Raw genomic sequence first — 25,545 nt, 5'->3', positions numbered from 1 at the left:
TTATCTTGCTCCACTTATTCGGGAGCTGCTTCTTCTCGCCCGTTGCATCCGAACTGTAAAGTCAAAATTCGGGGATGGATTAATTGCAGGAAGTTCGAAAAATGCGTGTGCCGGAAGCAATTTGGCCTTGAATTCGCCACCCGCATAGGCTCAAAAATACTGCATGTCGGATCGCTTGAACCTGTTTTATCCAAAGAGAAAAAATGCCCTGCGCGGCGGATCGTTTGTAACAGCGATTTTGCTTGCCGTCAGTGCAGTGCCATCCATGGCTCAGGGCCTTGATCCGCAGACAAATATCCCACAGTTGCAGACCGCAACGACCGGCCTGCCGGACCTACCGCCGCCGCCGCTCAATCTCCCGACGCTGAACACTTACGCCTCTCCGTCCAGCCCCGAGAACAATCCGCTTATCCAGACGCGTGAACTCGATCTCAAGGCGCGGCTGAGTGAAAGTGGCGGTGATATTCCGACAGGTCTCGTATGGCGCGTATTTTCGCCTGACGTCGGAGCTGATGGTCAATTGCCGCTCATCGCAAGCGCACAGGGCGGTAGCGCCGTGTTCAATCTGCCGGAGGGCAGCTATCTGGTGCATGTGGCCTATGGGCGTGCCGGAGCCACCAAGCGGATTACCGTCGGCAATGCGACCCGTCATGAAATAATGATGCTCGACGCAGGTGGAATGAAGCTCAGCGCGATTCTGCCCGATGGTGGCAAGATCAATGACGATCTCCTGCGGTTTTCTATCTATGCCGACGAAGACAATAGTGATCGTTCGCTGATCGTGCCTGACGTCAAGCCGAACACGGTCATTCGCCTCAACAGCGGCACTTATCACGTTGTTTCCAACTATGGCACGGCGAACGCCACCATTCGGGCCGATATCCGTGTGGAAGCGGGAAAGCTGACCGAAGCGACTGTCCAGCATCGCGCCGCGGAAGTGACGTTGAAGCTTGTGCGCGAGCGCGGTGGCGAGGCACTTGCCGATACGTCCTGGTCCATCCTGAATGCTTCCGGCGATGTGGTGCGTGAAAGCGCTGGCGCTTATTCATCGATGGTACTTATCGAAGGCGATTATGTTGCTGTCGCCAAGAACAAGGACCGCATCTACCAGCGGGATTTCAAGGTTTCTTCCGGCAAGAATGAAGAGGTTGAAGTCGTCGCCAATGGCGAATCCGAATCTGTCCAAGACAGCATGGATTGAACTTAAGCTATCTGCAAAAGCAAAAGGCCGCGCATTGCGCGGCCTTTTTATTGTGTTAGCCACCGTTCTTGAGGCGGAGCAGATCGGGCGGGGTCGCCTCTTCCACCAGCCGTGCGATGGCTTCATCAAGCGTCATGGATTCCTGATCCCGCGAACCAAGACGGCGCATATTGACCGTGTTTTCTTCGGCTTCGCGCTTGCCGCAGACGAGGATCACCGGAACCTTCTGCAAGGAATGCTCACGAACCTTGTAGTTGATCTTCTCGTTGCGCAGATCGGTCGCAACCTGCAGTCCAGCGGCTTTCAGCTTGGCTGCGGCCTGCGCTGCATATTCGTCGGCATCCGAGGTGATCGTGGCGACGACAACCTGCACTGGAGCAAACCACAAAGGCATGTGACCGGCGAAATTTTCGATCAGGATGCCGAGGAAGCGTTCCATCGAACCGCAGATTGCGCGGTGGATCATCACCGGCTGGCGCTTTTCCGAATCCTTGTCGATATAGAAGGCGCCAAAGCGTTCCGGCAGGTTGAAGTCCACCTGCGTGGTGCCGCACTGCCATTCACGGCCGATGGCGTCCTTCAGCGTATACTCAAATTTCGGACCGTAGAAAGCGCCCTCGCCCGGCAGAATGCCGGTCTTGATGTTGTTCGACTGCTGCTGGATCTTTTGCAGCACCGACATCATCACGCTTTCTGCACGATCCCAGAGTTCATCCGAGCCGACGCGCTTTTCAGGACGGGTCGACAGCTTGATGGTGATCTCTTCAAAACCGAAATCCTTGTAGACCGACAGGATCAGGTCATTGATGCGCAGGCATTCCGCAGCCATCTGCTCTTCGGTGCAGAAGATGTGCGCATCGTCCTGCGTAAAGCCGCGCACGCGCATCAGGCCGTGCAACGCGCCCGAAGGCTCGTAGCGGTGCACATTGCCGAATTCCGCAAGCTTGATCGGCAGGTCGCGATAGGACTTGAGGCCATGCTTGAAGATCATCACATGGCCGGGGCAGTTCATCGGCTTCAGCGCAAAGACGCGATCGTCGTCGGTTTCTTCACCAGCGACAGTCACCTTGAACATGTTGTCGCGATACCAGCCCCAGTGGCCAGAAGTTTCCCAGAGCGACTTGTCGAGCACCTGCGGCGCGTTCACTTCCTGATAACCGTGGCTGTCGAGGCGGCGACGCATATAGCTCACCAGATTCTGGAACATCTTCCAGCCCTTGGCGTGCCAGAACACGACGCCTGGTCCTTCTTCCTGGAAATGGAACAGGTCCATTTCACGGCCGAGGCGGCGGTGATCGCGCTTCTCCGCTTCTTCAAGCATATGGAGATAGGCCTGAAGATCGTTGTCGTTGGCGAAAGCAGTGCCGTAGATGCGGGTCAGCATCGGATTGTTGGAATCACCGCGCCAGTAAGCACCGGCGACCTTCATGAGCTTGAAGGAATTGCCGATCTGACCGGTTGAGGCCATGTGTGGGCCACGGCACAAATCGAACCAGTCACCCTGATAGTAGATCTTGAGGTCCTGCCCGGCCGGAATGGCTTCCACCAACTCGACCTTGTAGTTCTCGCCCTTGTCGGCAAAAACCTGCTTGGCTTTTTCACGCGACCAGACTTCCTTGGTGAAGGGCTTGTTGCGCTGAATGATCTCGCGCATCTTCTTTTCGATCACCGGAAGATCGTCGGGCGTGAACGGTTCATTGCGCGCAAAGTCGTAGTAGAAGCCGTTCTCGATGACGGGGCCAATGGTAACCTGCGTGCCCGGAAAAAGCTCCTGCACGGCTTCTGCCAGTACGTGCGCCGTATCGTGACGAATGAGTTCGAGCGCGCGCGGGTCTTCGCGGGTCAGAATCTCAATCTTGCCGGAAGCGCCGAGAGGATCTGAAAGATCGCGCACGGTGCCATCGACGGCATAGGCAACAGCTTTTTTGGCGAGAGATTTGGAAATCGATTCCGCGAGGCCAGCGCCGGTTATTGACGCATCGTATTCACGCACAGAGCCATCGGGAAATTGCATGGAAACGGTATTCGACATTCTAATCATCCTTATCCAGTCCCGCCAACGATTGCGGGTGGGTTCATGCGTATGAAAATGAAGGTTGGGTTCTAGTCTTTTTTGCCCAGCCAGTAAAGCGCGCCAGACTGACAGCGTCAGGTTGCGCTCATCTGTGCAATTGAAATGAAATCAGTTCCGAATCGGGAGGCAATCGATCTTCTGCTGCTTCAGTTGCGAGCATGCCTTTTCGGCGGATGCAGAGTCCTTGAAACCGGAAAAACGCGCACGATAGACCTTGCGGCGCTTTTCGGCAGGCGAAATTTCAGCTTTCAGGCCCGGCGCGACTTTATCGACCGCCGGGCGATACTTGGCCAGCAGCTCCTTTGCACCGGCAAGTGTCGGAGGAGCGCCTAGCTGGATCGTCCAGGCCGACGTTCCAGCGGCTGAGGCGATCAGGAAGCCGCCGTCTCCCTGCTCGATACGGGAATCGTCGATCAGGTCGGCGACTGCATCAGCTTTCGGCTGGGCCGGAATTGCCTGCTTCGCGACAGGCTGCGGCTTCGCCATTGCAACGAGCTGCCCCGTGGCCTCAGTGCCTTGCGTACCGAACCGGGTGAGCAGTTTTGCCATCTGGTCGTCGCGTTCTCGTGCCGATCCAGCCCCCAGTACAACGCCGACGAGGTGATTGTCGTTGATGACGGCAGAGGAAACGAGATTATAGCCGGATACATCCGTATAGCCGGTCTTGATGCCGTCAACGCCCTGATAGCGATACATCAGATTGTTGTGGCCGTTGCGAACACGGTCGCGGAAGGTGAAGGAGCGCTGCGAGAACAGCGCATATTGTTCTGGATAATCGCGACGCAACGCCATACCAAGGACCGCCATATCGCGTGCAGTCGTAAGCTGGGTAGACTTTGCCGTCAGCCCCGACGGATTGACGAAGAATGTGCTTTTCATGCCGATCTGGCGCGCGCGCTTCGTCATCAATCGGCCAAAAGCCGCTTCCGATCCGGCGATATATTCGCCCATGACGGTCGCCGCATCATTGGCCGAAACGATAATCATGCCATTGATCGCATCGCGGACGGTGATCGTTTCACCCGGCTTCAGCCAGAGCTTCATGCGAACCTTTGCAGCCGCGTTTTTCGATACAGGCATTGCATCGTCCCAATGCAGTGTGCCGGTCTTGAGCCCTTCAAAGGCGAGATAGAGCGTCATCATCTTGGCCAGAGAAGCCGGTGCGCGCTGCACATTGGCATCATCCTGCCCGAGGATTCGCCCGCTATCGGCATCGAAAACGATCCAGGACGTATTCGCCATCGCCGCAGACGTACAAAGCACACTCGCACTGAGCGCAAGGGATGCAACGAGACGCGAAAGGCGGGGCGATGATTTCAGCATAACAGCTCACAGGAATAAGGACGCCGGGGGGACATGCAGGCAAATTGCGGCCCGAAAAAGACCACAGCACTGCCTTAAATTCCAATTCTCAATGAAACGTTGATATCCTTAATGAGTTATAATCAGCTAACAAAAAACTGTCAGAATTCACAGCTGCGGATATTTCGGGGAAACTGAAAGACGCTTCTGATAAGCGCATCGCGCCCTAAGATGCCGAGCAGCGCCAATACCGCCAGGGCAGATACCATTTGAGATCGCTGGAGAGTGTTTGCGGCACCGGATCGAAACCATGGGTTCCGAACGGTCCGCAACGCATGACGCGAAAAAGTCCCATCCAGCCGCCGCTCCAAAGGCCGTGGCGGGCAATGGCTTCATAGGCATATTCGGAACAGGTTGGCAGATGGCGGCAGGAATTGCCGATAAGGGACGACAATGTCACCTGATAGAATCGCACGAATGAAGTGCCGATCACCCTCCCCGGTGTCTTGCGCCAGGGGTCAGTGAAATTCCGGCTATAGCGCTTCCGCGCGCCCTCGCCGGCGTGATCCTTGCCGCAAGAACACATCAGGCAGCTTTGGCCTTTTCCTCGATCTGCCGAATGCAATCGACGACCGCATCGAAAGTAAGCAATGTGGAAGCGTGGCGGGCTCTGTATTCGCGGACAGGCTCGAAATATTTCAGGTCGGCAAAACGCCCTTCCGGCGCCGGACCTTCTTCCTTGAGCATTTTGTACATCTCATCGCGAACCGCTTTCAGCTCTTCTGCGGAAGAGCCGATGATATTGCGCGCCATCACGGAGGAAGATGCCTGCCCAAGTGCGCAGGCTTTCACCTCATGCGCGAAATCCGTCACGATACCGTCAGCCATTTTCAGATAGACGGTAACGGTCGATCCGCACAGTTTGGAGTGCACCTTGGCGACCGCATCGGGCTCTGGAAGGCGCCCCAGACGCTCCATGTTTCCGGCAAATTCCAGGATGCGTTTGTTATAAATATCATCAATCATGGAGGCGAACCTTCCGCTCTGCCGGAGAAAAACAAAATTTTGTCGCCCGGCTGCGGTTTGAAGTTGCAATTTAATGTCTATATAATAGGCAGGTAGCGTCTGCGCCATGGGTAACATTAGCACAGACCCGGGGGCAGTCGCACGAAAACCTGTCCGGTGGCCTCAAGCGCCGGATCAATACATCGCCCGCTCGCAAAGCGCATCGTTGTATTGTCCGTTTAACTCGTCTCCTCCTTGAAGGAGACTACTGGAGAATACTGATGGACGCTCGCATCCTCAAAGAAGATGACGAATCCGGCCTGCCGAACAAGCAGGCAGATGTAACTCTTTTGCATGGCAAGCCGACGCAGGCCGATGCAGAAGCAGCCGTACGCACGCTTTTGCTTTGGGCCGGAGACGACCCGGAGCGCGAAGGTCTTCTGGAGACGCCGAAGCGCGTTGCCAAGGCCTATAAGGAACTGTTCGCAGGCTATACGGAAAGCCCGGAAGAAGTCCTCGGCACTGTGTTCGAGGAAGTCGGGGGCTATAATGATCTTGTCCTCGTGAAGGACATTTCGTTCCATTCGCATTGCGAGCACCATATGGTGCCGATTATCGGCAAGGCGCATGTCGCCTATCTGCCCGATCACAAGGTGGTTGGCCTTTCCAAGATTGCGCGCGTCGTGGATATTTTCGCGCGTCGCCTGCAGACGCAGGAAAGCATCACCGCGCAAATCGCCGACAGCATCCAGCGCATTTTGAAGCCGCGTGGCGTTGCCGTCATGATCGAGGCTGAGCACATGTGCATGGCCATGCGCGGTATCCGCAAGCAGGGTTCGACGACCATCACCACCACGTTTACCGGCGAAATGCAGGTGAATGCGGAGGAACAGGTGCGTTTCATGACCCTGACCCGCAGATAAGCGGCAGACAATGAGCTTCTTTCCCGCCCAGCCTTCCGACAAGAAGGCTATTGAAGAAGGCGCGGCATTCATGCCGCGTTTCGATGCATCGGGTCTTATCACCGCCGTCGTTACCGATGCGCGTGACGGCGAATTGCTGATGGTCGCCCATATGAACGAGGAAGCGCTGCGCCTTACTCTCGAAACGGGAATTGCGCATTACTGGTCGCGCTCGCGCTCCACACTCTGGAAGAAGGGCGAGACATCGGGCAATCTGCAAAGCGTGGTCGAGTTGCGTACAGATTGCGATCAGGACGCGCTCTGGCTGAAAGTGCGCGTCGCGGGTGACGGACCAACCTGCCATACGGGTCGCCGCTCCTGCTTCTATCGGCAGGTTACTGCCGAGAACGGCGATATATCGCTGGCCATTGAAGGCGCCTGCGATCACGAGCATTAACCTTGGTCAAAAGGATGTGATGGCGCGAATATGAGTCGCGCCATCAATTCGCAGCATTTATTCTTTGGATACTATGTTTCGCTAGTCTGAAGCGGTTCCTGTCAAACGGAACTGTCGGAATCGCTTTAGCTATTTGTTCTACGCATTTCCTGACGCAAGCCGCTTCAGTCTTTTGCCGGAAATGCTCCAAATCGAGACGAAGAGGTGTCCATCGTGATGCTTGCATGGGGGCAGAGGCGGAAGGCTGCGAATAATGACCTTGCACCGCCAGCTGAAGAAATCGTCGAGAAGCCTGAAATCAAGCGTGAACCGCGCCGGATAGCCCTTGCGCTGGGTGGTGGAGCTGCGCGCGGTTGGGCGCATATCGGCGTTTTGCGCGCGCTGGACGAAGCCAATATCGATATCGAGATGATTGCCGGGACATCTATCGGCGCGCTTGTGGGTGGCTGTTATCTGGCTGGAAAACTCGATGAACTGGAAGATTTCGCCCGTAGCCTCACCCGGCGACGCATGTTCAATCTTCTCGACATCACCTTTCGCGGCAGCGGGCTGTTCGGCGGGATGAAGCTGGATGGTCGTCTGCGCGAGCATCTGGACGGCTTGCGCATCGAGGAACTGGATCGTCCCTTCGTTGCCATCTGCACGGAACTGCGCACCGGTCACGAAATCTGGCTGTCATCAGGTCCGCTTATCGATGCCATGCGCGCCTCCTATGCCCTGCCCGGCGTTTTCGAGCCTGTGCGCTGGCAGGAGCGTGTTCTGGTCGATGGCGCACTCGTCAATCCCGTTCCCGTATCCGTGTGCCGTGCTTATGAGCAGCGCTTGGTTCTGGCCGTGAACCTGCATTACGACCAGTATGGTCGCGCTGCGGTCATCAAACATGCGCAAACGCGCCAGGAAGGGCTTGCGGACGCGATTCATGGCGAGAAAGAAGCACGCCTCGGTATTACCGGCGTGATGATGGAAGCCTTCAACATCATCCAGGACCGAATCTCGCGCGCCCGCATGGCTGGCGATCCGCCGGATGTTACGCTCATGCCGATTGTGGGACAGATCGGGCTTGCCGATTTCCATCGCGCATCCGAGGCAATCGATGCCGGTTACGCAGAAACAATGAAGCGCCTTGAGGATATTAAGCGTCTGCAGGGCATCGCCGGCTGATTTTTTGCTGTTGGAAGCGAATCCGAATGAATCGGATTCGTCGGATTTGCTCTTTATTGCCCCTCGCAGTGCTCTCTTCCCTCGCAACGCTCTCGCTTGATGACGTTTTTCGGAATTTTTTTCGATCTGTGGAAGCCTTTGAAAAAGCCCGGAAAATCGCGGTTTTGGCCATGTCTTCGATGATTGAGTGCCAGCTTTTTCACATTCTTTTTCAAAAAGATTGCCGGAAGATGCAGATGGGGCTTGTGCACCCCAAAGTGATTTGCTAAATGCCCACTCGCCGACGGAGTTCGGCTCCTACCACGGGCGGTCGTGGCGGAATTGGTAGACGCGCAGCGTTGAGGTCGCTGTGGGGCAACCCGTGGAAGTTCGAGTCTTCTCGACCGCACCATTTACCACTCTTATGCAGTGGTTTTCTCCCAAGAAATCAACACCTTAGTTTTTGAGGTGTCCCACATCAAGACCATGCGTGGGACACATCTACTCGTTCCATGGCGCCAAGAGCCAGCTTCCAACGCTCGACTCTCCGGGTATAAACCTCGGATGTTTTTGCTTCGGAATGGCCGAGGATAGCCATGATCTCATATTGGCTGCAGCCCTGCTCGGCCAACAGTTCAGCGAGTCCCTTGCGAACGCCGTGAGCTGACAGCGTCGGCAGGTCGGCATCCTTGCACCACCGCTTAAACATCGCCGACATACTGTCACCGCTTGCAAAGGGCTTGCCGCCACGACCAAGAACATAGGTGCCGCCTTGAACCGTAGGCGCGCGGGTGGCCGTCTTCAGGGCAGGCAGAAGCGGGACGGTCACTTCGGAAGATCCCTTCTTGCTCGGCTGCCAACGGACAGCCTCCACGCCCTCGATGACGCATTCGTTCTTCCGGCCGAGAACGGTGAGATCCTCGACGCGACAACCGGTCCACAGTAGGACCGACATGGCAACGTGCGCCTTGCTGCCCGGCTTGTGCTTGGCGAAGAATGCCTTCACATCTGCCGCCTTCCACGGAGTAGCCCCGTCTCCCTTGACGTACACCTTATCGATGCCCCTTGCCGGGTTGCTGCTTACGAGCTTCCGCTTCTTCGCCCAATCATACATGACACCGACGGCTTCAATGAAAGCGTCGGCCTGGGCTGGCGTCGATCCCATCTTGTCCTGCATCTCGAATAACTTTTCCTGCGGAATTAGCATCACGCGATCAGGATTCGTCAGCAGACGGTTGAGAAGATTGCGTTTCTTTTTCAGGGTCTTGCCGCTGGAAGTTCCAGCGACCACCCTCGCTTCGAGATATTCCATATAGCTGGAGACCAGCCATCCAATTGACTTCGGCTTCGCGACTTCGGAAGCTTTCTGCAGTGGCTTGGGCTGGTCCCCTGAGCGAGCGATCAGATACTGCCGTTGAAAGTCGTCGTCACCCGGCTCGCAGAATATTCGTATGCGCTTTGTCTTGTCGCCTTTCGGGCGGACGCGATACCGGATATGCCCGGACGCCATGGCTTCCTTCAGAAGACCGGGGAACTCTACTTTCATAGCAGCCTCTACCATTTATCGAGGTCTCCATGATTTCCATCGGACGACTCGACCTCAACGCCTCCGAAATGGATTTCGATATACCCACCCGTCACGCACAGCTTATCCACAACCATGCCTTCAGCCTTGGCTGTGCGCAGGGCAATGCGAAGAGCGTGCTCACTCGGACGGATGCGGCGGCCCGAAGAGCCGCCATGATTTTCATTCGCTGTTGCTGAATTTGATGTTTTCATTTCCGTGGGTTCCATACTTGGAGGGGAGCGAAGGGTCAGAGCCCTTCAAGTCTTGCCGGCTGTGGCCCTGCTGCTTGGTCCTGATATTTCCCTGCGTATGGGCTTTCTGTTGGTTCATCCAGTTTATGGAAAACGACCTGCGCGATGGGTGACCCGGCGGGTATTGTGACCATCTGATCCCCGTCGCAGGTGATCTCAAGAGTCAGAAACCCACGCCAGCCAGGCTCAATGACTGTGTTCTGCACGAGGACGAACCGCCGCGCCCATGTGCTTTTGTCCTTCACGTAAGCCAAGCAGTCGAATGGCATGGTGAAGTGCTCGACAGTGCTGGCGAGAACTGACCTGCCATTGTAAAGCACGATCTCCTCAGCGATCCTGACGTCATACCCTGCCGGGCCGAGTCCGAAAGTCATTCCGTTCATCACAGTGCGCTCGTGAAACGGCTCGAAGATATTTCGCTTACGAATTGATTGCGCTGATAAAACTGTCATTTCCAAATCCTTTCATACAACGAGCGTCAGGTGCTCTGACGCCCTTGTGGCGGCTGTATATAACCAGCGATCTCTATCCTCGCGGAAGGCGTGGCTTTGGTCGAAGACGCAAACCTTGTCCCACTGGCTGCCCTGACTCTTGTGGCAAGTGATGGCGTAGCCGAAGGTGAACTGCTGCGTGCCTCGAACCTCTTTGAACGGAAGCTTGGCAGCAGCCACATCGTCCTCGAAGAACTCCTTCCGAACGCTAACCTTCGTGGTTGGGCGTTCGCCTTCCGGGTCATCCATCCAGAGCTGGACGGACTTCTTGCCGACCTTCTTTTTGCCGACGGTCAGGATGTCGCCGTTGAATATCTTGGCGAACCGATCATTGCGCAGGCAGATCAGGGGTTCGCCGGTAAGCGGGAACGGATCTGTCTTCCCGGCAATCTCGCGCAGGCGTCGGTTGTATTGCTGCCGGGTATCATTGCGCCCGACGATGACTACGTCGGCTTCAGTGACCAGCTGACCATCGAGATTCTTCCGACTGGTAACAATCAAGCCGTCGGTGTTCATCTCGTGACCGTTGTACCGGCCTTCCCGGATCTCCGTCGCAAGCCAGAGGATCGGGCTTTCAGCTGCCTGTCGGTGAACCTCTGTCAGCATGTAGTCCGGCTTGCGTGCGGTGAAGTAACCACCGCCCGAGACCGGCGGGAGTTGAGCAGGATCGCCGAGCACGAGGACCGGCCTGCCGAACGATAGAAGATCCTTGCCCATCTCCTCATTCACCATCGAGCACTCGTCGATAACGATGAGGCCGTATTTATCGAGGGCGCCAGGATCTTTCAGGGTGACGCGAACCTCGCCGGTGGATTCGTTGACCTCTGTGTTATAGATCAATGCGTGAATCGTCTTGGCGCCACGACATCCTTTCGAGCGCATGACCCGAGCTGCCTTGCCAGTGAAAGCAGCAAAGGCAACATCGCCCTTGGCATAACTGGCGAGGTGCATTGCGAGCGTGGACTTCCCGGCTCCGGCGAAACCAGCAAGGTAGAACGTTGGCTGATGCCGAATGCGCAGCCAAGCGCCGGCGGTTGACAGTGCTTCATTCTGCTGAGGTGACCAGACCGTCACGGCTTCCCTCCCAGCACGGCGCGGCGTTCGTCATCGTCGTGGCGAAACGGTAGATCCGGCTCTGTCAAAGCTTTCTCAACCGCATCGAATACTGCCTGCAGATCGGAGACGTTCGTTAACCCGGCAGGTCTGAACACTTTCTCCATCGTCCGGTCTCCGACGACGTAGACCTCGAGGGCCGTATGGCTGGCATCGTTGTTTGAGCTCATGTCTTGGATTCCTTTAGATTTATCGCGTGGGGACGGGGACTAGTTGGGCCATTGTCACACGCCTCCCGCAGCGGACAGGACGTCGAAAGACCCCTTCCCTTTGAAGATGTAACCGACGCCAGCTTCTCCGGGGATATTCCAGCCGTGACGACGAAGAAGGGAAATGTCCCGATAGATCGTGCGAGGTGACGTATCGAGGATGACCGCGAGTTCGTCAGCCTTATGGCTGGCGCCATCCTCAATGATGCTGACGAGCTGGCGGAGTCGGCGAGCCACGTAATGTGGGACACGGCGTCTCATGATCATTCGCCCTCTCCCTTCGGTGCCGGTGATGGATTGACAGGCTTGCAAAGGGCGTAAGCCGAGCGGCGGGTATCCCCGGAGGCGTCGACATCAAAGCGCAGGGCTTCGAGAGCGCCGTAACAATCGGTCTGAGTCATCGGTTCCGATCGCTCGTAAACCCCGCAGCCTATCGCTGAAATGCCAGCGCAAATGACGAGAACGTACATCACTGTCGCACCTCCTCGGCACAGATTGCGGTCGCGGCGACCATCTGATCAGGGTCGTACTCAACGATGGACGGTACATCTAAGGTGCGCAGGTGCGCTTCCATGCCAGCGATGATGCGATCCAGCTCGCGGAGGTCCGTGGTCGCGGACGAGATCCGCTCGGCTATCCTCAGACGCTCTGCCTGAAGCGTGTCCAGGCGGGTCGCAGCATTGTCACGCTCACGTTCTAGGCGTGTCCGCACGTCGAGGTCGGTCAGGAGTGTGCTGGCTATAGTGCGCTCTGCCTCTGCGAAGGAAGCATCGTCGGAGCGGCGCAGAAAGTCGGGCAGTCTCATTTCATTATCCCTTCACGACTTTGATCTTGGTGATGATCATCTTCTCGTTCTCAGCCAGGAAGATCTTCCGGGCGTGGTTCGGGTCTTTGGCTTCGACGTCGAACGTTCCAGATGACCGGGTGTGAATGCGAAACATCGTCATTCGGATGTATCCCTCTGAATTGTTTTGCGTTTCCCAAGTGGGCGGCTTTGCCATTTGCTCTTGCGTGGGGGCTGTTCCTGTCCGGTGGCCTTCGCGATAAGGCGCTGGCGGTACGCCTCTTGCTGCTTGGTGAGCCTGCGGACCTTCGCGATCTTTCCGATGTCTCCATCGGCGGTGGTAATCCGCTTCTCTCCCCCTCGCCCGAATGTCTTGACCCGGTGTTCCTGGGTGAGAAGCATGTCGATGTGGTCCGGGTCGTTGGCCGGCGGGATCGTGTCGCCGGTCAGAGGATTGATTGGTCTGAGCGCCAGAGCCGGGCTGTGATCGAACTCGACTTCTTTGATCGTGAGGCCGAACCTTCGCAGCGCGGCCTCGAGCTTCACCCGGTCTGGAATCCGCTTACGAACCTTTTGGCTGCTCATCGGAAGTGTTCAGCAAGTGAGCAATCAACCCTGCCTTCTCGGGCTGAAGGACGAGGCAGACGACACCACTATCGTCGCCCCGCAGGATCTGTTGCACCGTGACGGAATCCTTTGCCACGTAATATTGGGTTTCAGCATGTGTGCCGTGCAGGTAGACGGCGAGAACTTGGTAAGTCATCGGAATGTGCCTATGCGAATGGAGTGCCGGACATCGTCAATTTGTTGAGCCAGTGACGTGCGGTGTGCCGTATCTCGGGGCTGAGGTTGTCCCTGCGAGGGTCGACGCACCACTCGAGGAATCCTCGGTCCATGTCGGACCAGAGCTTGCCGTAATGATCCTTTGTGAAGCCCACGGTTTTCAGGAGAACCGGTGTATTGGTCAGCTGAATGAGGACCGATGGATGCTTGTCCTTGACCATCCGTGACAGGATGTGAGCCGTAACGTAGGCGTCGGGCCCGGCGCGGTGTGGCGGCATCGCCAGAGGAGGCCACTCGAAATCGGCATCCACTCCAAGCCAGTAGCGCAGCGTCTGGTTGCTGTAGCCCGGTGCGTCTTCCCACAGATGCTTTGCTGACTGCATGGTGCAGATCCAGGGGAACGTGCTGCCGGTGAAGATCGCCTGCTCAAACGCTGCGTTGTGTGCGCAGAAGACGTCGCCCGGTTCCATGCCGTCCATCAAAGACTTGAACGCGAAGTCCGGCGTTGGTGATTCAGAAACATCCTCGTCTGAAATATGGTGGATGGCGCGCGCTTCGGGCGGCATGGCGATTCCGCAGTTGATGAGCGAAGACACTGGCTTGCTTACAGCGCCGGTGCTGCCGTCGACGTCGGCGAACCCGAACTCGCAGATGCCAACTGGCTTCCCCTTCTCCCGCTCTTCAATCTTCCCTGTGGTTTCGAAATCGATGCAGCGGATCTTCATGGCTGAGCCTCGCTTTCGTTCGCCTTGTTGTGTGACGAGGCATGAACGCGAAGCTTCAGCACGGCCTCGTTCAAGTCCAGCTTGGCCTGCTTGACCATGTAATTCATGACCGTCCTGAGCATGAACTCGTCGCGCGCCTTTCGCTGGATGAGGTTCTTGACGTAGTCGTCAGGGTGGTCGCAGGTAATGGAAAGGCGAAACTGCCCTCCCTTCTCCTGGAACTCGGTCAGCAGTTGGAGCTCAAGCTCCCGTTCGGAGATTTCATATGAGAGGTCACGGGCCTCAGCACCGAAAGTCTTCATGGTGTGTTCCTCAATTTCACTACGTACTTCATGCTTGAAGGGTGGGTGACGCCGAGAGGTCGGCGCCACGGTCTATGCGGTCACGGGTATTTCCCGACGTTCAGCTTCTCGACGCCGAGAAGACTCTTCACCTTGTGGACGAACATCGCGTGCTCGGCTGACCATGCCAGCTTGTCGGCGTCTCGCTTGATTGCCCAATCGGTCATGTCGATGCATGCCTTCATGAGTGGCTTCGCGTAGTCCGGCGTTGCAGATGCCCAATGTTGAGCCGCCTGCTTCAGCACACCTCGGCGATCGCGGGCGTCGATACCCATGTCGAGCGCGATACCGAGCAGCTTTTCGCAACCTTCGAGGATGATGTCGTGGTCCTCACGCTGAATCATGATGTCGTCAGGTGCGGACGGAGGGCCAGACGGTTCCTCCTTCTTGGCCTCCTGCTTCGGCTTGCTGCCCTGTCCGGTCTGGCTGGCCCGCTCAGCGCTTTGCTCCGACTTTGGCTGCGATTGCTTTGCCGGTTCCTTCTCGCGCTCCTGAGCCGCCCCGGCGTCCATCTTGACGCCAGTCTGGCTTTGGTCAGTGACGGCCTTGGTCTGATCGTGCTCGATGACTTCGCCAGTGAATGGGTTCACACGCTCGGTCTGACGTGGCTGGCTGAAATCGAACATTTCATCCTGACGCTCGAGCAGCGCACGGATCTTGTCGTTGTTGATCGGGACGTATTTCGAGCCGCGTCTCAGCACCGCCTTGCGGTACATCTCGTTCGTCCACTTGTTCCAAGCAGGGCTGTTAGGAGCCTTGGATGCATCGCGTACTTTTTGCATGTCCTCGAGTGACATGGTCTCGAGGTGCATCACTCGCTTTTGATCGTCTCGGAAAACCGCATATCCGCCAGTGACTTGTCCGCGCTGTTCCGGCTTGGCAAACGGGTCCGACTTGTGAACGAGCGAGTCAGGGTCGGCTTCGTTGAGCACGAACTCGTCATTCTCGTGGACCAATTTGCACACGATAGAGAATACACCGCCAAGTTCCTTCACCCGCTTGATGATGCCCTGCACCATCGGCTGATAGTTAGCCAGCATGACCCTCTCTTTGTTATCCCAATAGGGAAGAAGGACGGCTTCCTTGGAGTCAGGCACGAGGCCATCCGCAGCGCACTTTGAAATCTCGCGGCGCAGACTGTCGGGGGTGCATTCCAGGATCTTCGGCTCTTGAAGGACAGCAATCAGGAACACGGAACGCAAGCGGTCGAAGCTTTGCCCGTTCTCACGCAGCAAAGGCGCGATGTCGGATGCCATGCTATCCAGGACATTCCCGGCTTCAACGGTGATTAGGTTGCTCATACTGTATTCCTCGGTTGTAGGTAGGCATGACGGAGTGGTTCAGGCGCAGCGGAACCTTCGGCGGCGGGGTCCACAGCTGGTCCGGCCCGTAGCGGTCGAGATAGAAGCGGTAGGTATCGAGAGCGTCCCCGACGATGTTCTTCGCATGGACAAACATCTTGTCCTCGGTGTCGACGGACAGCGTGACAGGCACCATGCCGTTGTCGCGGCGCATCATCACCCAAACCCAATCGATCCCCTGCGAGTGCAGGAACGAATGCAGGTATTCCCCTCGCGGAGGCGTGCCGAAGATCATTCCCTGCTCGAGAAGCTTGCGTGCGGCCACATATCCTTCCAGATACGCGGCGACCTGCACGTCGTAGGCCATCTCATGGACCTTAAGCACAGCAGCCTCTTCATCGGAGCCACCTTTGAACGAGTTGAACGATTTCAGGTCGACGATCAGAGACTTGACGCGCTCACCAGCAGGGGCAAGCGAGTAGTCGAGGCGGCACTTGCGGCGGATTCCTCGCTCATCCACCCAGAAGATGGACATTTCAGCGGCACCATCGACCAGAGAGCCAGCCGTCATGACGGAAGTGAGGATCGGATCACGCTCCATGTTCGCAACGGCGTCCTCGATCTCGACCACCTGCCGGTCAGTCAGCTCGACATGGTTCGGATGCTCGGTTTGCCAGCGTGCAAGGATCTCGTCGAAGAATGGCGGGCATTCATCAAGCTCGCGCGCCCTTGCAGTCAGCTCAGGCTTGGTGCCGGTGAGCTTCTGGCCGTGCATGCGAAGGAAGTCCTTGATCTGGTCGGTCGTGTTCAACGCTTCCGGGTAGTCATGCGGTCGCGGCGGCTTCGCATACCGCTTATCGAACTCTTCCTTGCCTTCCAGAACGCGGCAGTGCCATGCGCTGCCCCAGATCAGGTATTCCTGCTCGACTTCGCGACGAGGACGGAGCCGGTCGTACTGCCACTTGCATGGCTTGGACGCCAGATCCTTGATGGACGTCGAGCCGAGCGAAGTATCAGCATGGTAAACCGCCTCTGGCAGATCAAAGTAAATACCGGGCGGTAGCGTGTAAGTTCCGTCCGCGTTCGGGATGAAGTTGAGGTCGGTCATTTCGCACCACCTTCCACAGGAAAGAGCGTGATATTAGCGACGTAGAGCGCGTTCATCTTTGCGATAACGGCATCGCCACTCTTCACGACGAACCAAGTGATTCCGTACGTGCCGAGGTTTTGGTCTTCCTCGACGATCTCGGTAACCCCGTCGCATCCGACCATATAGGACCAAGGATACTCGCCTTCACGGTGAGGCTCTGCGCCAGCGATGATCTTGATTTTCATTCTGCTGCCTCCAAACCAGAGGCGACGTGCCCGTCTTCGATCACCACAGCCGTCTCGCGGCCGGACGAAACCGTCTCGATCCACACCTGCGTGTCGTTTTCCTGTGCAAACTCGGTCAGCAAGGCCATCGAGTCCGCGTCGAGCAGTGAGCCGTCACGTACACGGATAACCCGGAGCGTCGGATTCATCGCAGCCGCCACCGCGATAGATGCGCGGAGCTGCTCGGCATCACTTGCCTGCTCAAACGGCTGGCCGTTAAGGATGACAGCCTCGTCCGTGAGCTGAAGGCCGGCAATGGGCAGGTTAGCTGCGACGACGGCGTTTGCGGATGCCTGGTTGATGGCATCGATGCCCTTGGTGAGCTCGTCGCTCTTCTGCTGGAGAGCCTTCATCTGGTCGACGAGCTCTTCGCGGGCCTTGATTTGGGTCAGAGCGCCATTGATCTCATCCGCTTCCGAAATCTTCTCTCGGATCGGGTTGGTATCGATGCGGTCTGCGATCTCGATGCCATCAAGCTCGTCGTTAAGCTCCTCGATCCGCAGCTCTTCTTGATTAAGCGCATGCTGGAGGTCGTTGATCGCCTGTTTCTTGTTGGCGATGGAGTTGCGGGTGCGCTCGATGTCGCCGTTGATGGCCTGCGCCTTGCTTTCGGCGGCGGTCACGGCGGCGTTGTGGTCCATGGCCTTCTGAAGATCCTGCACGAGGTCTTCAACGCTGACCTTTTCAGAGACTCCGCACTCAGGGATGACGATGGACTCGATGCGAGCCTTCAGGTCACGGATCGAACGGTTGACGTCCGTGCGCTCGGTGAAGAGCTCCTTGGATTTCTTGTCAGCGGCGTCGAAGTCGTAGTCCTTGACCAGAGACCGGAGCGCCTTGACCTGGTCCTGCGCTCGCATACGGGAGAAAGAGAGCGGGTCGAAGGTAAGGTCGCCGAGGAAGCGGTTGAGCAGCTCCTGCGGGCTGCCAAACTTCGCTCCGTCCCGGTTTTCTACGGTGAGCGAGATCGTTAAATCGCCGTCAGCCTTCACCTTGAATTTTTTGGTGACGACATAGTCTCCGAGGTCGAGGCGAATGAAGCCAGCCTCAGATCCCTCGCGCACGGGCTTGGACTGGATGACCTTGTTGCCGTCCAATGCCCACCAGATGGCGTCAAGGATCGAAGTCTTGCCCTGCCCGTTCTTCCCGGTGATTTCAACGAGGTTGCCCTCTGGCTTAATCTCAACGGCAACGAGCTTCTTTATGTTCTCGGCCTGAAAAGAGATGACTTTCATTATATGAACCTCAAGTTTCTTGCTGCTTCCGGCCTTCCGCAATGAACCCTTCGCGGACGGTGTCTCTGAGGCGGCGCCATCTTCGGACGCATGCCTGTTCCGGTGTTTCCCGGACCTTCTTCCCCTTGACGGTGACCTCCATGCAGGAGCCGTAACCGCCGCGGATGAACTGCTTGTAGAGCTCGAAGCCAGCCTGAATTTCCCACTCGTCATTCATCGGGAAGCCGCATGTCGTGGGCGAGAGAAACCACTCCTGCCTCGTGGATCAGATCCTTCTGCTCTGTCGTGAGCGGGAGGCCCTGATGCCAGGCGCGAATAGCGACTTCCATCTCCGCGCGTCGGTCGGACGCACGTTGTGCTGCATTCAGAATGTTGGTGTTCATTTTGTCGGCTCGAAATCTACGCTATGAATGACACAATACTATACGCATCGTATCTGTCAACAAATAAAATACGAAACGTATTGACGGAGCGCAAAAAAAAGGAGCATAAAGAAAAGGCCCCGCTGCATCTAGCAAATGCACGGGGCCGCGACTGGAGAGATTATTCGTTTAGCCGACGAGGAAATCCAGTGACGATTGAATATCATACGTCACGTATTTCCTCAAGACAAAATGAATGAACCGTCCAGTCTGCTGCAAGGTATGACGGAAACCGGTTCGGCCGTGCAGTAGATGATTGAGCAAGGAACGGGATTCGATCTGGCTCAAAGGGTTTCTGGCGGCGAAAGCTGGTGGTCTGCCCTGATCGGCGTGAGTGCTCACGAAAAAGAGGCCAAGATGGTAAGGCGAGCAAATGCGCCGTTACCTGTGGGATAAGCGGCGGTCGGCTCGGTCGGGCATGGACTACCCCTCCTACTCCAGGAGCCCTTCCATGTTTTTCATGGCGGGGTTCTTGGTCTGTGGGAGTCACGACGATCTCTCAATCGAGCATAGACGGTGAACCCATATAGAATCGTAAAGTAGATTGGTTTCTGGGTATGAGCCTATGGAATGCTCAAGCCTTTAATATTATTGCTAAAATCTCATTCCAAAAAAATGCGCGGCGAAACGAAGAAAAACGAAAGTTGGCACGTCACAGCATCGTCACCTTCGCCTTAACTCGACCGACAATCGGCACGTCCGAGGCACTCCGTTCGTAGCCTTCATATCGAGGATTCCTGCCGGTGATCCGAACGAGCGGCGGGCCTTCAGACGGAAGGACTTCGACCATCTTCACCGAAACGGCATCACCATCATACACAGCGAATGGTCCGGGAGGAGTGGGGCGTGTGTCGCTGGTGTCGATGATGACGCTGTCGCCAGGAAAGAGTGAGCCAGGAGCAGTCGGATTATACGGATCGTACATATAGTCGCCGACGATCTCCATCACGCGCGCGTATTCGTTGTGAATATCCAGGCTGACTTCAAGGAAGTTGTTCGGCTTAACCCAAAACTCATCGAGGTTTGTGGATTTGATAAGTTCTGCCGCGTTGGATTTCGCCTTCAAACGAGCGGCCTGCCCTTCGTCATCAGCTGGATCGGCCAATGGGACGGTCCCGAATAGCAGCCACGCAGGGTCAACGCCGTAATGCTTTGCGTATAAGAGGGCGTCCTTATCAAATCCGCGTGTGCCATTTTCATGCGCTGTGTATGTGACAACCTTCACGCCCATACTACGGGCGGCATCCGTTGCCGACTTATACCCAGCGTTTACTCGCGCCACCTTGAGGCGATGGAACGGCTCTTCTTGATGCATAACGAAGTCTCCTGACAAATTAAATACGTTTCGTATTTACCATAGCCAATTCGCATTGTATTACATATCCAACACGGAGTGAATAACAATGCGAGATAACACTACCAAATTTCACGACATCCTGACCCGATACAAACAAGTTATGGCGGAAGTTGAGCAGCTTACCCTGACTGGTCGTCAGATAAAGTTCGTCCGCAATGAACTTGGTGAAAGCCAGATGGCATTCGCCAAGCGTATTGGAAGCACGCAGGTTTCCGTCTTCAGAGCAGAAGAAAAAGGCGGAAAACTTTGCACGGGTCTCATTGTCCTCACCTGCCTTGCCGCAGCAGAGGAGCTCGGGTTCGATATTCCGAGTGATGAGACTTTGCGTGATGCTGTTGGGGAGTAAGCCCTGATGGTTGGCACAGGCAACCTGATTTGGACAGCTGAACTCGATCGAGAACTTCGGTCCCTCGTACGCAAAAATACTCCTACTCGTACTATAGCCAACCTCCTTGGTCTGCACCGGATACAGGTTATCCGACGCATCAAGAAGCTTGAGCTGACTGCTGATAATGCAGGCAAAAAAGTATTCGAGGCTCCTCCTCATATCCAGAGTTACAAGACATCCCGCAGGGGATTTTACGTACCTCCTCATCAGGAGGCGGCTTACTACGACCTCCTGAAATCAGGGGTCTCGATAGACGAGGCACGAAAGCGTCTCAAAATTAAGAAGCAATCTAAATAGAGGTGCATGATGATGACCAGAGACCACAACACCAAGACTGAACAGGAGCTCTACGAAGAGCAGAAGTTCCTCGAAGGCTTCGCAAACCTGAAGAGCATGGAGTCGGATATGGCCGGCACCAAGGGCGACATGAATGCCGAATACAAGCGGCTGAAGGATCTCGGCTGGTCCAAGAAGGACTACGATTTCGCCAAGTCCCTCGAAGACAAGGACGTCGGGCAAGTTATTGCCGACTTCGAACGCAAGCTCCGTATCGCCCGCATGTTCGGTCACCAGCTCGGCCGCCAGCTCGACATCCTCGACAAGGATCGGACACCGCAGGAAGACCGGGCCTACGACGAAGGCTTCGCAGCCGGGCGCCGTCGCAAGAGCGCGACCAACCCGTACCAGCCGGGCTCGCAGGAGTTCCAGAACTGGCAGAAGGGCATGAATGACGGCACCGAGCTCGCCAACAAGGATCTCTCCTCAGCTGTGAGCGAGGAGGCGCCGGAATGAACGCCATGCCACAGCAAACAGACCTAGAGGATTTCACGGGCACGTCTGTTGACCTGTTTTCCTATGCGGCATTGAGCCGGGAAGATGAGATGAAGGTGCGCGGTCGTGTTGATCGCATCCGCATCCGTGCCGAAGACGCGCTGCAAGCGTGGTGTGACATCGGCCATGAATTGAAGTGCCTGCGTGAGGAAGTGCCACACGGCGGCTTCTTGTCCCTTGTCGACCAAGAGTTCGGATGGGGAAAGACACAGGTCAATGAGTTCATCCAGATATATGACCATTGGGCACCAAAGGTACGGAACTCAGTACCTTTGGAAGCTCCGCTCTCTCGGCAGGTCGCTATCGAGGTCGCCCGGAAGAGCACGCCTCCAGAAGTGCAGTCCGCTGTCGAGGAAATGCTCGTCGACGGCCAGAAGGTAACGGCGGCGGACGTCAAGCGCCTCAAGGCCGAGGCGAAAGCCGCTGACGAACTGGCCGAAGCCCGCGCCAAATTGGAATCCCTTCAAAAGCTATCCGAAGACAAGGATTTCGAGAACGCCGGAGAGATTCACAAACTTCAGATCCAAATTGAAGCACTCGAGAAGGGCCGCGACCTTGCACGCAAGGACGCCAACACCGCAGAAAGCAAAGCTTCCGCCGTCGAAAAGGAGATGGATGAGCGGATTTCCATCGCAGTCAGCGAAGCCGCTCAGAAGATTGAAGCCGGGTTTAAAGATGAGATCCGCCGCCTCCAGCTGGAGAACGCGGAGCTTCGCAAGCCTAAGCCTGTCGCCATTGTCGAAGGCCACACGGCCGAAATAGTTCCTTTCGCTCGCGATCTTACTGACGAAGAGAAAGCAGAGATCGATGCCGAGCATGATGAATATCAGGACGCGGATTTTATCGAAACCGCGTCCGATAAGGACCGCGCTATCTCTGTATTCGGTGCGATCCGCAACATCGCCACGGTGAAAGCCTCTCCCGTGGCAGTCTACCAGCACATCGCTTCCCATTCGCGAGTGACCGTCGACGAGTATATGTCCATGGTCGACTATTCACTCGCGCTCCTGACAACCATAAAGGATTATCACCATGACTAATCGCATTGTGAGCGAGAAGGAATTTCGCGACGACTTCCGCAGGCACGCTGAAACTGTCTGCGATTTCTCACAGAAAAAGAACCGCCACATTCTCGGCGTTGGCAGCCGCCAAATGAATATTGATGTGGGCGTTGAGATTATAGACGCCATGATAGCTGCGTTCGATGGCGCGGGTCGAACCCTTGATCGGAAAATGGTTGAACTGCACACCCCGAAGGGGAAACGCCGCTACGTCTCAAGCCAGCTCGGCCAGATGGCACAGGAGGCAGCGGTTCACGGCGCCAACGACATCGAATCCCTCTGGAGAACCTTCGGGACTCTCATCACCGTCGCTAGGAAAAAGAGGATGTGCGTTTATGTAGCGAAGGTCGGCGCTACGGATATGGAATGGGCGTCGGTAGGCAATTTAAAGGCAGGTAAGACGGCCGCCGCCATTAAACGCAACGAAGATATACAGACTATCTTGGCGAAGGGGCGAGCAGCACTCAACGGGCGCAACACTGGACAGGCATACGCCGAAGACTGCGCAGAATACTTCCAAAAGACCATCTGACCTAAAGCCTACAGCATTCACCCCGGCAATAATGCCAGACATATGGAGATTGAGATGAACATCATCCTTGGAAATACTTACGCAGACAAGATCACTGGCTTCAAAGGTGTGGCTACCGGCCATTGCGAATACATCACCGGGTGCGCTCAAACCCTTCTTCAGCCAGTTAGCGAAGACACCACGAAAAAGCCCGAGGGCTGCTGGTTTGACGATCAGCGCCTCGATCATGTCACTGAGGCGGCTCAGATCGTTATCGATAACGGCTCGACGCCTGGATGCGACATCCCCGCGCCTGTCCGTTAAGGCCAGTGTAACCCGGCACTTATGCCATCTGAGAGATAAGCCCGGCGCTACGGCGCCGCGGCTCACCGGTAAGACCGGATACCTCACCCAATCATACTGAAAGGTTCTCGCGATGGTTTCGTCACCACGCGGACGACCTCGGATTCCATGGTGAGACCATGGCTAAGGGGCGTCTTTCGAAGTTCCAGCAGTCCAAACTGGACGCAGCATTTGCCCGAGCCGACAGGGAGTCGGCGCTGAAGAAGCAGGGCGGCAAGTGCATCTACTGTCTCGATCCGCTGACAGTCAAACAGGTAACCCGCGAGCACATCAAGCCGCGGTCGGCCGGAGGTCTCGATAGCAAGGACAACATCGCGGCAGCGTGTGCTCCCTGCAACCGCCTCAAGGGTTCAACGCCATACGGAAAATTCATGCGGCTCATCAGCGAGCCGAGGTCCGGCGAACCCATCAAGTACCGCCTCGTCTGGTTCTCCAGACAGCTCAACAAACGAATAGCACTGATGGAAAAGCGCGTGATGCGCGCCGTCGGGAGGAAAGAATGACCGTCACCGCATCTGGATATGACCTGAAGAAGAACGAGCTTTACGAAACAGAGGCGTGGGCGACAGAAGCCCTGCTCAAATACTTTCCCGTGCGCGGATACAACGTTTGGGAATCAGCGGCCGGAAATCACAAGATGGCTGACGTGCTGAGGGCCAACGGGGCGGAGGTCTACACCTCTGACATCGAGACTTACTACCGCGAACACGACGAGATCTTCGACTTCCTGTCTGACCGGGATGATTACGAGGTCTACGACTCCATCGTCACCAACCCGCCTTACGGCAAGCAGAACCGTACTGCGGTCAAGTTTGCAGAGAAGGCGCTGGCGCGTTGCGCTGGCAATGTGGCGCTGCTCCTGACAGCGAAGTTCGACAGCGGCAAGACCCGCAAACATTTGTTCGCTGACAACCCACGCTTCCTCGCAAAGATCGTTCTCGTCGATCGCATTAGCTGGGAAGGCAACGGCCAGACAGGGACCGAAGACCATGCTTGGTACGTCTGGGGGCCGAAACCTCTGTTCCCTGCCCCGGCCCGTCTTCTCTATGCGGAGCGACCGGCATGAGCGATTCACCCGGAAGCTACCTTGTTATCGATCCGGGCCGGTCAATGGGCTTTGCTTATTGTCTGGCCGGTGGGGAGAACATCCGCCACGGCACCTGGAAGTTCAATCAGAAGAGCGCGGGAGAGGCATATGCCACCTTCGTTCAGTACCTGAAGCGCACGCTGAGCGCCCTGCCCGACCCGCTCGTTGGCATAGAGCTGATGACCATCGTCGATCACGGCACCCCCGGTGGCAAGTCAGCCATCGATGCGCAGCAGGTCATCTTCTCGTCGGGCTGGCCTACCCATGCACAGACTCTGTGTCACACGATGGGGCTGCGGGATCCGCAGTTCATAGCGATCTCGACATGGCGCTCGAAGACACACGGCAAGCTCCGTGTGCCTGACGCCATGAAGAAGGCCAAGCAGGCCGAAAGATCCAAGTGGTTCAAGCTGCAGGCGAAAACGTACTGCGACAAGAACGGCTGGTCTTACTCGACTGAGGATGAGGCGGAAGCGCTGTGCATGCTCGACGCCCTCCGCATCATGAATGAACCGGACCACGCCTTTGATCGCGGACGGTCTTTCCAGCAGGAGAATTTCCTATGAGCAATCCAATCAAGCCGGTGATGCGCGTCACTCCAGAGCAGGAACAGGCGATCCGCGATGCGGTTCACCGACATCTGGTCCACGCCACGAACCGCGCCTGCGCGGAGACCGGCATCTCTGGGATGGTTTTCGTTCTGGTCGGCGTCAGCACGTTCCTTGAGGAACTGTCCGAAGTTAATGCGACTGCTGCGGTGGATTACTTCCGCGCTCTCGCCGATATGTACGACGACACGCTCAGCAAGGACGTGCGCTCGGAAGCCGATGCTCGTCGTTCCACTGCGGTGGCAGCGATATTTGCCAACCTCGATCTGTATATGGCGGGGGCACAGGGTAATGCGTGAGAGAGGTAGCGGCCGGTTTACCGACAGCTTCCTCGAAGATCTGCGAGAACGCATCCCAATATCGGAAGTCATTCGGACCCGCGCCAGCGTCGACAACAAGAAGAGCAAGCCGAACCGTGGAGATTATTGGTTCTGCTGCCCCTTCCACGGTGAAAACCGCCCATCGTTCCACTGTGAGGATCGCAATGGCCGCTACCATTGCTTCGGCTGCGGCGTTACCGGCAACCATTTCAAGTTCCTCATGGAATTGGACGGCGTTTCATTCCCTCGGGCGGTGGAAATGGTGGCCTCTCTCGCCGGGGTTAATCTCCCCGGCAGGGAAGAGACCGAGAAGGAACGCCGCGAGCGATTCCAGCGTGAACA

Annotated in this window: 37 protein-coding genes, 1 tRNA gene and 1 pseudogene; 15 read left to right on the top strand and 24 right to left on the bottom strand. The window is 56.5% G+C overall.

The window, feature by feature from the left end; all coding sequences use genetic code 11:
• The first annotated feature begins 265 nt into the window (after positions 1-265).
• Positions 266-1,201 carry a hypothetical protein gene (locus F9K91_RS08085; protein ID WP_235912829.1) on the top strand — a complete coding sequence of 312 codons (936 nt, stop codon included), beginning with the start codon at positions 266-268 and terminating at the stop codon, positions 1,199-1,201.
• Between the two features lie 55 nt (positions 1,202-1,256).
• On the opposite strand, the gene thrS is transcribed toward F9K91_RS08085, so the two are convergent.
• From thrS to F9K91_RS08065, 4 genes are all read right to left on the bottom strand, one after another.
• Complete coding sequence (thrS, locus tag F9K91_RS08080; protein ID WP_151554938.1) at positions 1,257-3,233, bottom strand: threonine--tRNA ligase; 1,977 nt, start codon at positions 3,231-3,233, stop codon at positions 1,257-1,259.
• Between the two features lie 150 nt (positions 3,234-3,383).
• A complete protein-coding gene (locus tag F9K91_RS08075; protein WP_151677605.1) occupies positions 3,384-4,598 on the bottom strand; it encodes a D-alanyl-D-alanine carboxypeptidase in 1,215 nt (404 codons plus the stop codon).
• Positions 4,599-4,803: 205 nt separating this feature from the next.
• Complete coding sequence (gene yidD / locus F9K91_RS08070; protein WP_151651230.1) at positions 4,804-5,163, bottom strand: membrane protein insertion efficiency factor YidD; 360 nt, start codon at positions 5,161-5,163, stop codon at positions 4,804-4,806.
• Positions 5,163-5,603: an iron-sulfur cluster assembly scaffold protein gene (locus tag F9K91_RS08065; protein WP_151677604.1), complete on the bottom strand. Its 441-nt coding sequence runs from the start codon at positions 5,601-5,603 to the stop codon at positions 5,163-5,165. Before F9K91_RS08065 ends, yidD begins: the two co-directional genes overlap by 1 nt.
• Positions 5,604-5,863: 260 nt before the next feature.
• Between F9K91_RS08065 and folE the strand changes: the two genes are divergently transcribed.
• The 4 genes from folE (at position 5,864) to F9K91_RS08040 (ending at position 8,493) form a co-directional block, all read left to right on the top strand.
• Positions 5,864-6,505: a GTP cyclohydrolase I FolE gene (gene folE / locus F9K91_RS08060; RefSeq protein WP_006466810.1), complete on the top strand. Its 642-nt coding sequence runs from the start codon at positions 5,864-5,866 to the stop codon at positions 6,503-6,505.
• Positions 6,506-6,515: 10 nt separating this feature from the next.
• Entirely contained in the window at positions 6,516-6,941 is a 426-nt protein-coding gene (gene hisI / locus F9K91_RS08055) for a phosphoribosyl-AMP cyclohydrolase (protein WP_151651228.1), read from the top strand.
• A gap of 213 nt (positions 6,942-7,154) precedes the next feature.
• Complete coding sequence (locus F9K91_RS08050) at positions 7,155-8,102, top strand: patatin-like phospholipase family protein (protein WP_151555023.1); 948 nt, start codon at positions 7,155-7,157, stop codon at positions 8,100-8,102.
• Between the two features lie 306 nt (positions 8,103-8,408).
• Positions 8,409-8,493, top strand: a tRNA-Leu gene (locus F9K91_RS08040).
• 66 nt (positions 8,494-8,559) lie between these two features.
• Here F9K91_RS08040 and F9K91_RS08035 read toward each other — a convergent pair.
• The 20 genes from F9K91_RS08035 to F9K91_RS07955 all read right to left on the bottom strand — a co-directional run bounded on the left by F9K91_RS08035 (position 8,560) and on the right by F9K91_RS07955 (position 19,992).
• Positions 8,560-9,642 carry a tyrosine-type recombinase/integrase gene (locus tag F9K91_RS08035; protein WP_167522196.1) on the bottom strand — a complete coding sequence of 361 codons (1,083 nt, stop codon included), beginning with the start codon at positions 9,640-9,642 and terminating at the stop codon, positions 8,560-8,562.
• The gene (locus F9K91_RS08030) at positions 9,636-9,860 is read right to left on the bottom strand and encodes a hypothetical protein (RefSeq protein ID WP_146200208.1); all 225 of its coding nucleotides are present in this window, start codon (positions 9,858-9,860) and stop codon (positions 9,636-9,638) included. Before F9K91_RS08030 ends, F9K91_RS08035 begins: the two co-directional genes overlap by 7 nt.
• A gap of 35 nt (positions 9,861-9,895) precedes the next feature.
• A complete protein-coding gene (locus F9K91_RS08025; protein ID WP_109369075.1) occupies positions 9,896-10,351 on the bottom strand; it encodes a dCTP deaminase in 456 nt (151 codons plus the stop codon).
• A 12-nt stretch (positions 10,352-10,363) separates the two neighbouring features.
• Positions 10,364-11,464, bottom strand: coding sequence for an ATP-dependent DNA helicase (locus F9K91_RS08020; RefSeq protein WP_151677603.1), 1,101 nt, complete (start codon positions 11,462-11,464; stop codon positions 10,364-10,366).
• The gene (locus tag F9K91_RS08015; protein ID WP_151677602.1) at positions 11,461-11,673 is read right to left on the bottom strand and encodes a hypothetical protein; all 213 of its coding nucleotides are present in this window, start codon (positions 11,671-11,673) and stop codon (positions 11,461-11,463) included. The genes F9K91_RS08020 and F9K91_RS08015 overlap by 4 nt, the downstream gene beginning before the upstream one ends.
• Before the next feature lie 54 nt (positions 11,674-11,727).
• Positions 11,728-11,979, bottom strand: a complete 252-nt coding sequence (locus F9K91_RS26580) for an HTH domain-containing protein (protein ID WP_151677601.1) — start codon at positions 11,977-11,979, stop codon at positions 11,728-11,730.
• Complete coding sequence (locus tag F9K91_RS08005; protein WP_151677600.1) at positions 11,976-12,182, bottom strand: hypothetical protein; 207 nt, start codon at positions 12,180-12,182, stop codon at positions 11,976-11,978. The genes F9K91_RS26580 and F9K91_RS08005 overlap by 4 nt, the downstream gene beginning before the upstream one ends.
• Positions 12,182-12,517, bottom strand: coding sequence for a hypothetical protein (locus F9K91_RS08000; RefSeq protein ID WP_109369067.1), 336 nt, complete (start codon positions 12,515-12,517; stop codon positions 12,182-12,184). Before F9K91_RS08000 ends, F9K91_RS08005 begins: the two co-directional genes overlap by 1 nt.
• Positions 12,518-12,521: 4 nt before the next feature.
• Positions 12,522-12,659 carry a hypothetical protein gene (locus F9K91_RS25965; protein ID WP_158295707.1) on the bottom strand — a complete coding sequence of 46 codons (138 nt, stop codon included), beginning with the start codon at positions 12,657-12,659 and terminating at the stop codon, positions 12,522-12,524.
• On the bottom strand, positions 12,656-13,081 hold the full coding sequence (locus F9K91_RS07995) for a hypothetical protein (protein ID WP_235912820.1): 426 nt from the start codon (positions 13,079-13,081) through the stop codon (positions 12,656-12,658). The genes F9K91_RS25965 and F9K91_RS07995 overlap by 4 nt, the downstream gene beginning before the upstream one ends.
• Positions 13,059-13,259 (bottom strand): hypothetical protein, encoded by a 201-nt coding sequence (locus tag F9K91_RS07990; RefSeq protein WP_109369066.1) that lies wholly within the window; start codon positions 13,257-13,259, stop codon positions 13,059-13,061. The genes F9K91_RS07995 and F9K91_RS07990 overlap by 23 nt, the downstream gene beginning before the upstream one ends.
• 10 nt (positions 13,260-13,269) lie before the next feature.
• Complete coding sequence (locus tag F9K91_RS07985; RefSeq protein WP_109369065.1) at positions 13,270-14,004, bottom strand: exonuclease domain-containing protein; 735 nt, start codon at positions 14,002-14,004, stop codon at positions 13,270-13,272.
• Positions 14,001-14,306, bottom strand: a complete 306-nt coding sequence (locus F9K91_RS07980; protein ID WP_109369064.1) for a hypothetical protein — start codon at positions 14,304-14,306, stop codon at positions 14,001-14,003. Before F9K91_RS07980 ends, F9K91_RS07985 begins: the two co-directional genes overlap by 4 nt.
• Positions 14,307-14,386: 80 nt before the next feature.
• On the bottom strand, positions 14,387-15,646 hold the full coding sequence (locus F9K91_RS07975) for a recombinase RecT (RefSeq protein ID WP_151677599.1): 1,260 nt from the start codon (positions 15,644-15,646) through the stop codon (positions 14,387-14,389).
• Positions 15,624-16,754 carry a PD-(D/E)XK nuclease-like domain-containing protein gene (locus F9K91_RS07970; protein WP_151677598.1) on the bottom strand — a complete coding sequence of 377 codons (1,131 nt, stop codon included), beginning with the start codon at positions 16,752-16,754 and terminating at the stop codon, positions 15,624-15,626. The genes F9K91_RS07975 and F9K91_RS07970 overlap by 23 nt, the downstream gene beginning before the upstream one ends.
• Positions 16,751-16,981, bottom strand: coding sequence for a hypothetical protein (locus F9K91_RS07965; protein ID WP_109369061.1), 231 nt, complete (start codon positions 16,979-16,981; stop codon positions 16,751-16,753). The genes F9K91_RS07970 and F9K91_RS07965 overlap by 4 nt, the downstream gene beginning before the upstream one ends.
• Positions 16,978-18,255, bottom strand: a complete 1,278-nt coding sequence (locus F9K91_RS07960) for an AAA family ATPase (RefSeq protein WP_167522195.1) — start codon at positions 18,253-18,255, stop codon at positions 16,978-16,980. Before F9K91_RS07960 ends, F9K91_RS07965 begins: the two co-directional genes overlap by 4 nt.
• Positions 18,256-18,265: 10 nt before the next feature.
• Positions 18,266-18,472, bottom strand: coding sequence for a hypothetical protein (locus tag F9K91_RS25960; RefSeq protein ID WP_158295680.1), 207 nt, complete (start codon positions 18,470-18,472; stop codon positions 18,266-18,268).
• Positions 18,465-18,638, bottom strand: coding sequence for a hypothetical protein (locus F9K91_RS25955; RefSeq protein WP_158295681.1), 174 nt, complete (start codon positions 18,636-18,638; stop codon positions 18,465-18,467). Before F9K91_RS25955 ends, F9K91_RS25960 begins: the two co-directional genes overlap by 8 nt.
• Before the next feature lie 691 nt (positions 18,639-19,329).
• Positions 19,330-19,992: a LexA family transcriptional regulator gene (locus F9K91_RS07955; RefSeq protein ID WP_151677596.1), complete on the bottom strand. Its 663-nt coding sequence runs from the start codon at positions 19,990-19,992 to the stop codon at positions 19,330-19,332.
• A gap of 88 nt (positions 19,993-20,080) precedes the next feature.
• Here F9K91_RS07955 and F9K91_RS07950 point away from each other — a divergent pair, with 88 nt between their 5' ends.
• From F9K91_RS07950 to F9K91_RS26285, 10 genes and pseudogenes are all read left to right on the top strand, one after another.
• Positions 20,081-20,380: a hypothetical protein gene (locus F9K91_RS07950; RefSeq protein ID WP_151677595.1), complete on the top strand. Its 300-nt coding sequence runs from the start codon at positions 20,081-20,083 to the stop codon at positions 20,378-20,380.
• A gap of 345 nt (positions 20,381-20,725) precedes the next feature.
• Positions 20,726-21,214: a hypothetical protein gene (locus tag F9K91_RS07945; RefSeq protein WP_235912818.1), complete on the top strand. Its 489-nt coding sequence runs from the start codon at positions 20,726-20,728 to the stop codon at positions 21,212-21,214.
• Positions 21,211-22,293: a hypothetical protein gene (locus F9K91_RS07940; protein WP_151677594.1), complete on the top strand. Its 1,083-nt coding sequence runs from the start codon at positions 21,211-21,213 to the stop codon at positions 22,291-22,293. Before F9K91_RS07945 ends, F9K91_RS07940 begins: the two co-directional genes overlap by 4 nt.
• The gene (locus F9K91_RS07935; RefSeq protein WP_151677593.1) at positions 22,286-22,846 is read left to right on the top strand and encodes a hypothetical protein; all 561 of its coding nucleotides are present in this window, start codon (positions 22,286-22,288) and stop codon (positions 22,844-22,846) included. The genes F9K91_RS07940 and F9K91_RS07935 overlap by 8 nt, the downstream gene beginning before the upstream one ends.
• A 54-nt stretch (positions 22,847-22,900) precedes the next feature.
• Positions 22,901-23,149, top strand: coding sequence for a hypothetical protein (locus F9K91_RS07930; protein ID WP_151677592.1), 249 nt, complete (start codon positions 22,901-22,903; stop codon positions 23,147-23,149).
• A 158-nt stretch (positions 23,150-23,307) separates the two neighbouring features.
• The gene (locus tag F9K91_RS07925) at positions 23,308-23,691 is read left to right on the top strand and encodes an HNH endonuclease (protein ID WP_109369053.1); all 384 of its coding nucleotides are present in this window, start codon (positions 23,308-23,310) and stop codon (positions 23,689-23,691) included.
• A complete protein-coding gene (locus F9K91_RS07920) occupies positions 23,688-24,254 on the top strand; it encodes a TRM11 family methyltransferase (RefSeq protein ID WP_109369052.1) in 567 nt (188 codons plus the stop codon). Before F9K91_RS07925 ends, F9K91_RS07920 begins: the two co-directional genes overlap by 4 nt.
• Positions 24,251-24,841, top strand: coding sequence for a hypothetical protein (locus F9K91_RS07915; protein ID WP_109369051.1), 591 nt, complete (start codon positions 24,251-24,253; stop codon positions 24,839-24,841). The genes F9K91_RS07920 and F9K91_RS07915 overlap by 4 nt, the downstream gene beginning before the upstream one ends.
• Entirely contained in the window at positions 24,838-25,182 is a 345-nt protein-coding gene (locus F9K91_RS07910) for a hypothetical protein (protein WP_151677591.1), read from the top strand. The genes F9K91_RS07915 and F9K91_RS07910 overlap by 4 nt, the downstream gene beginning before the upstream one ends.
• Positions 25,175-25,528: pseudogene (locus tag F9K91_RS26285) on the top strand (CHC2 zinc finger domain-containing protein); the annotation flags it as partial. The gene F9K91_RS07910 and the pseudogene F9K91_RS26285, both read left to right, overlap by 8 nt.
• Positions 25,529-25,545 lie beyond the last annotated feature (17 nt).

It is taken from the genome of Brucella tritici (genome assembly GCF_008932295.1).
GTDB lineage: Bacteria > Pseudomonadota > Alphaproteobacteria > Rhizobiales > Rhizobiaceae > Brucella > Brucella tritici.
Note: the sequence above shows the minus strand (reverse complement) of the source record. Positions and strands in the feature narration are given on the sequence as shown.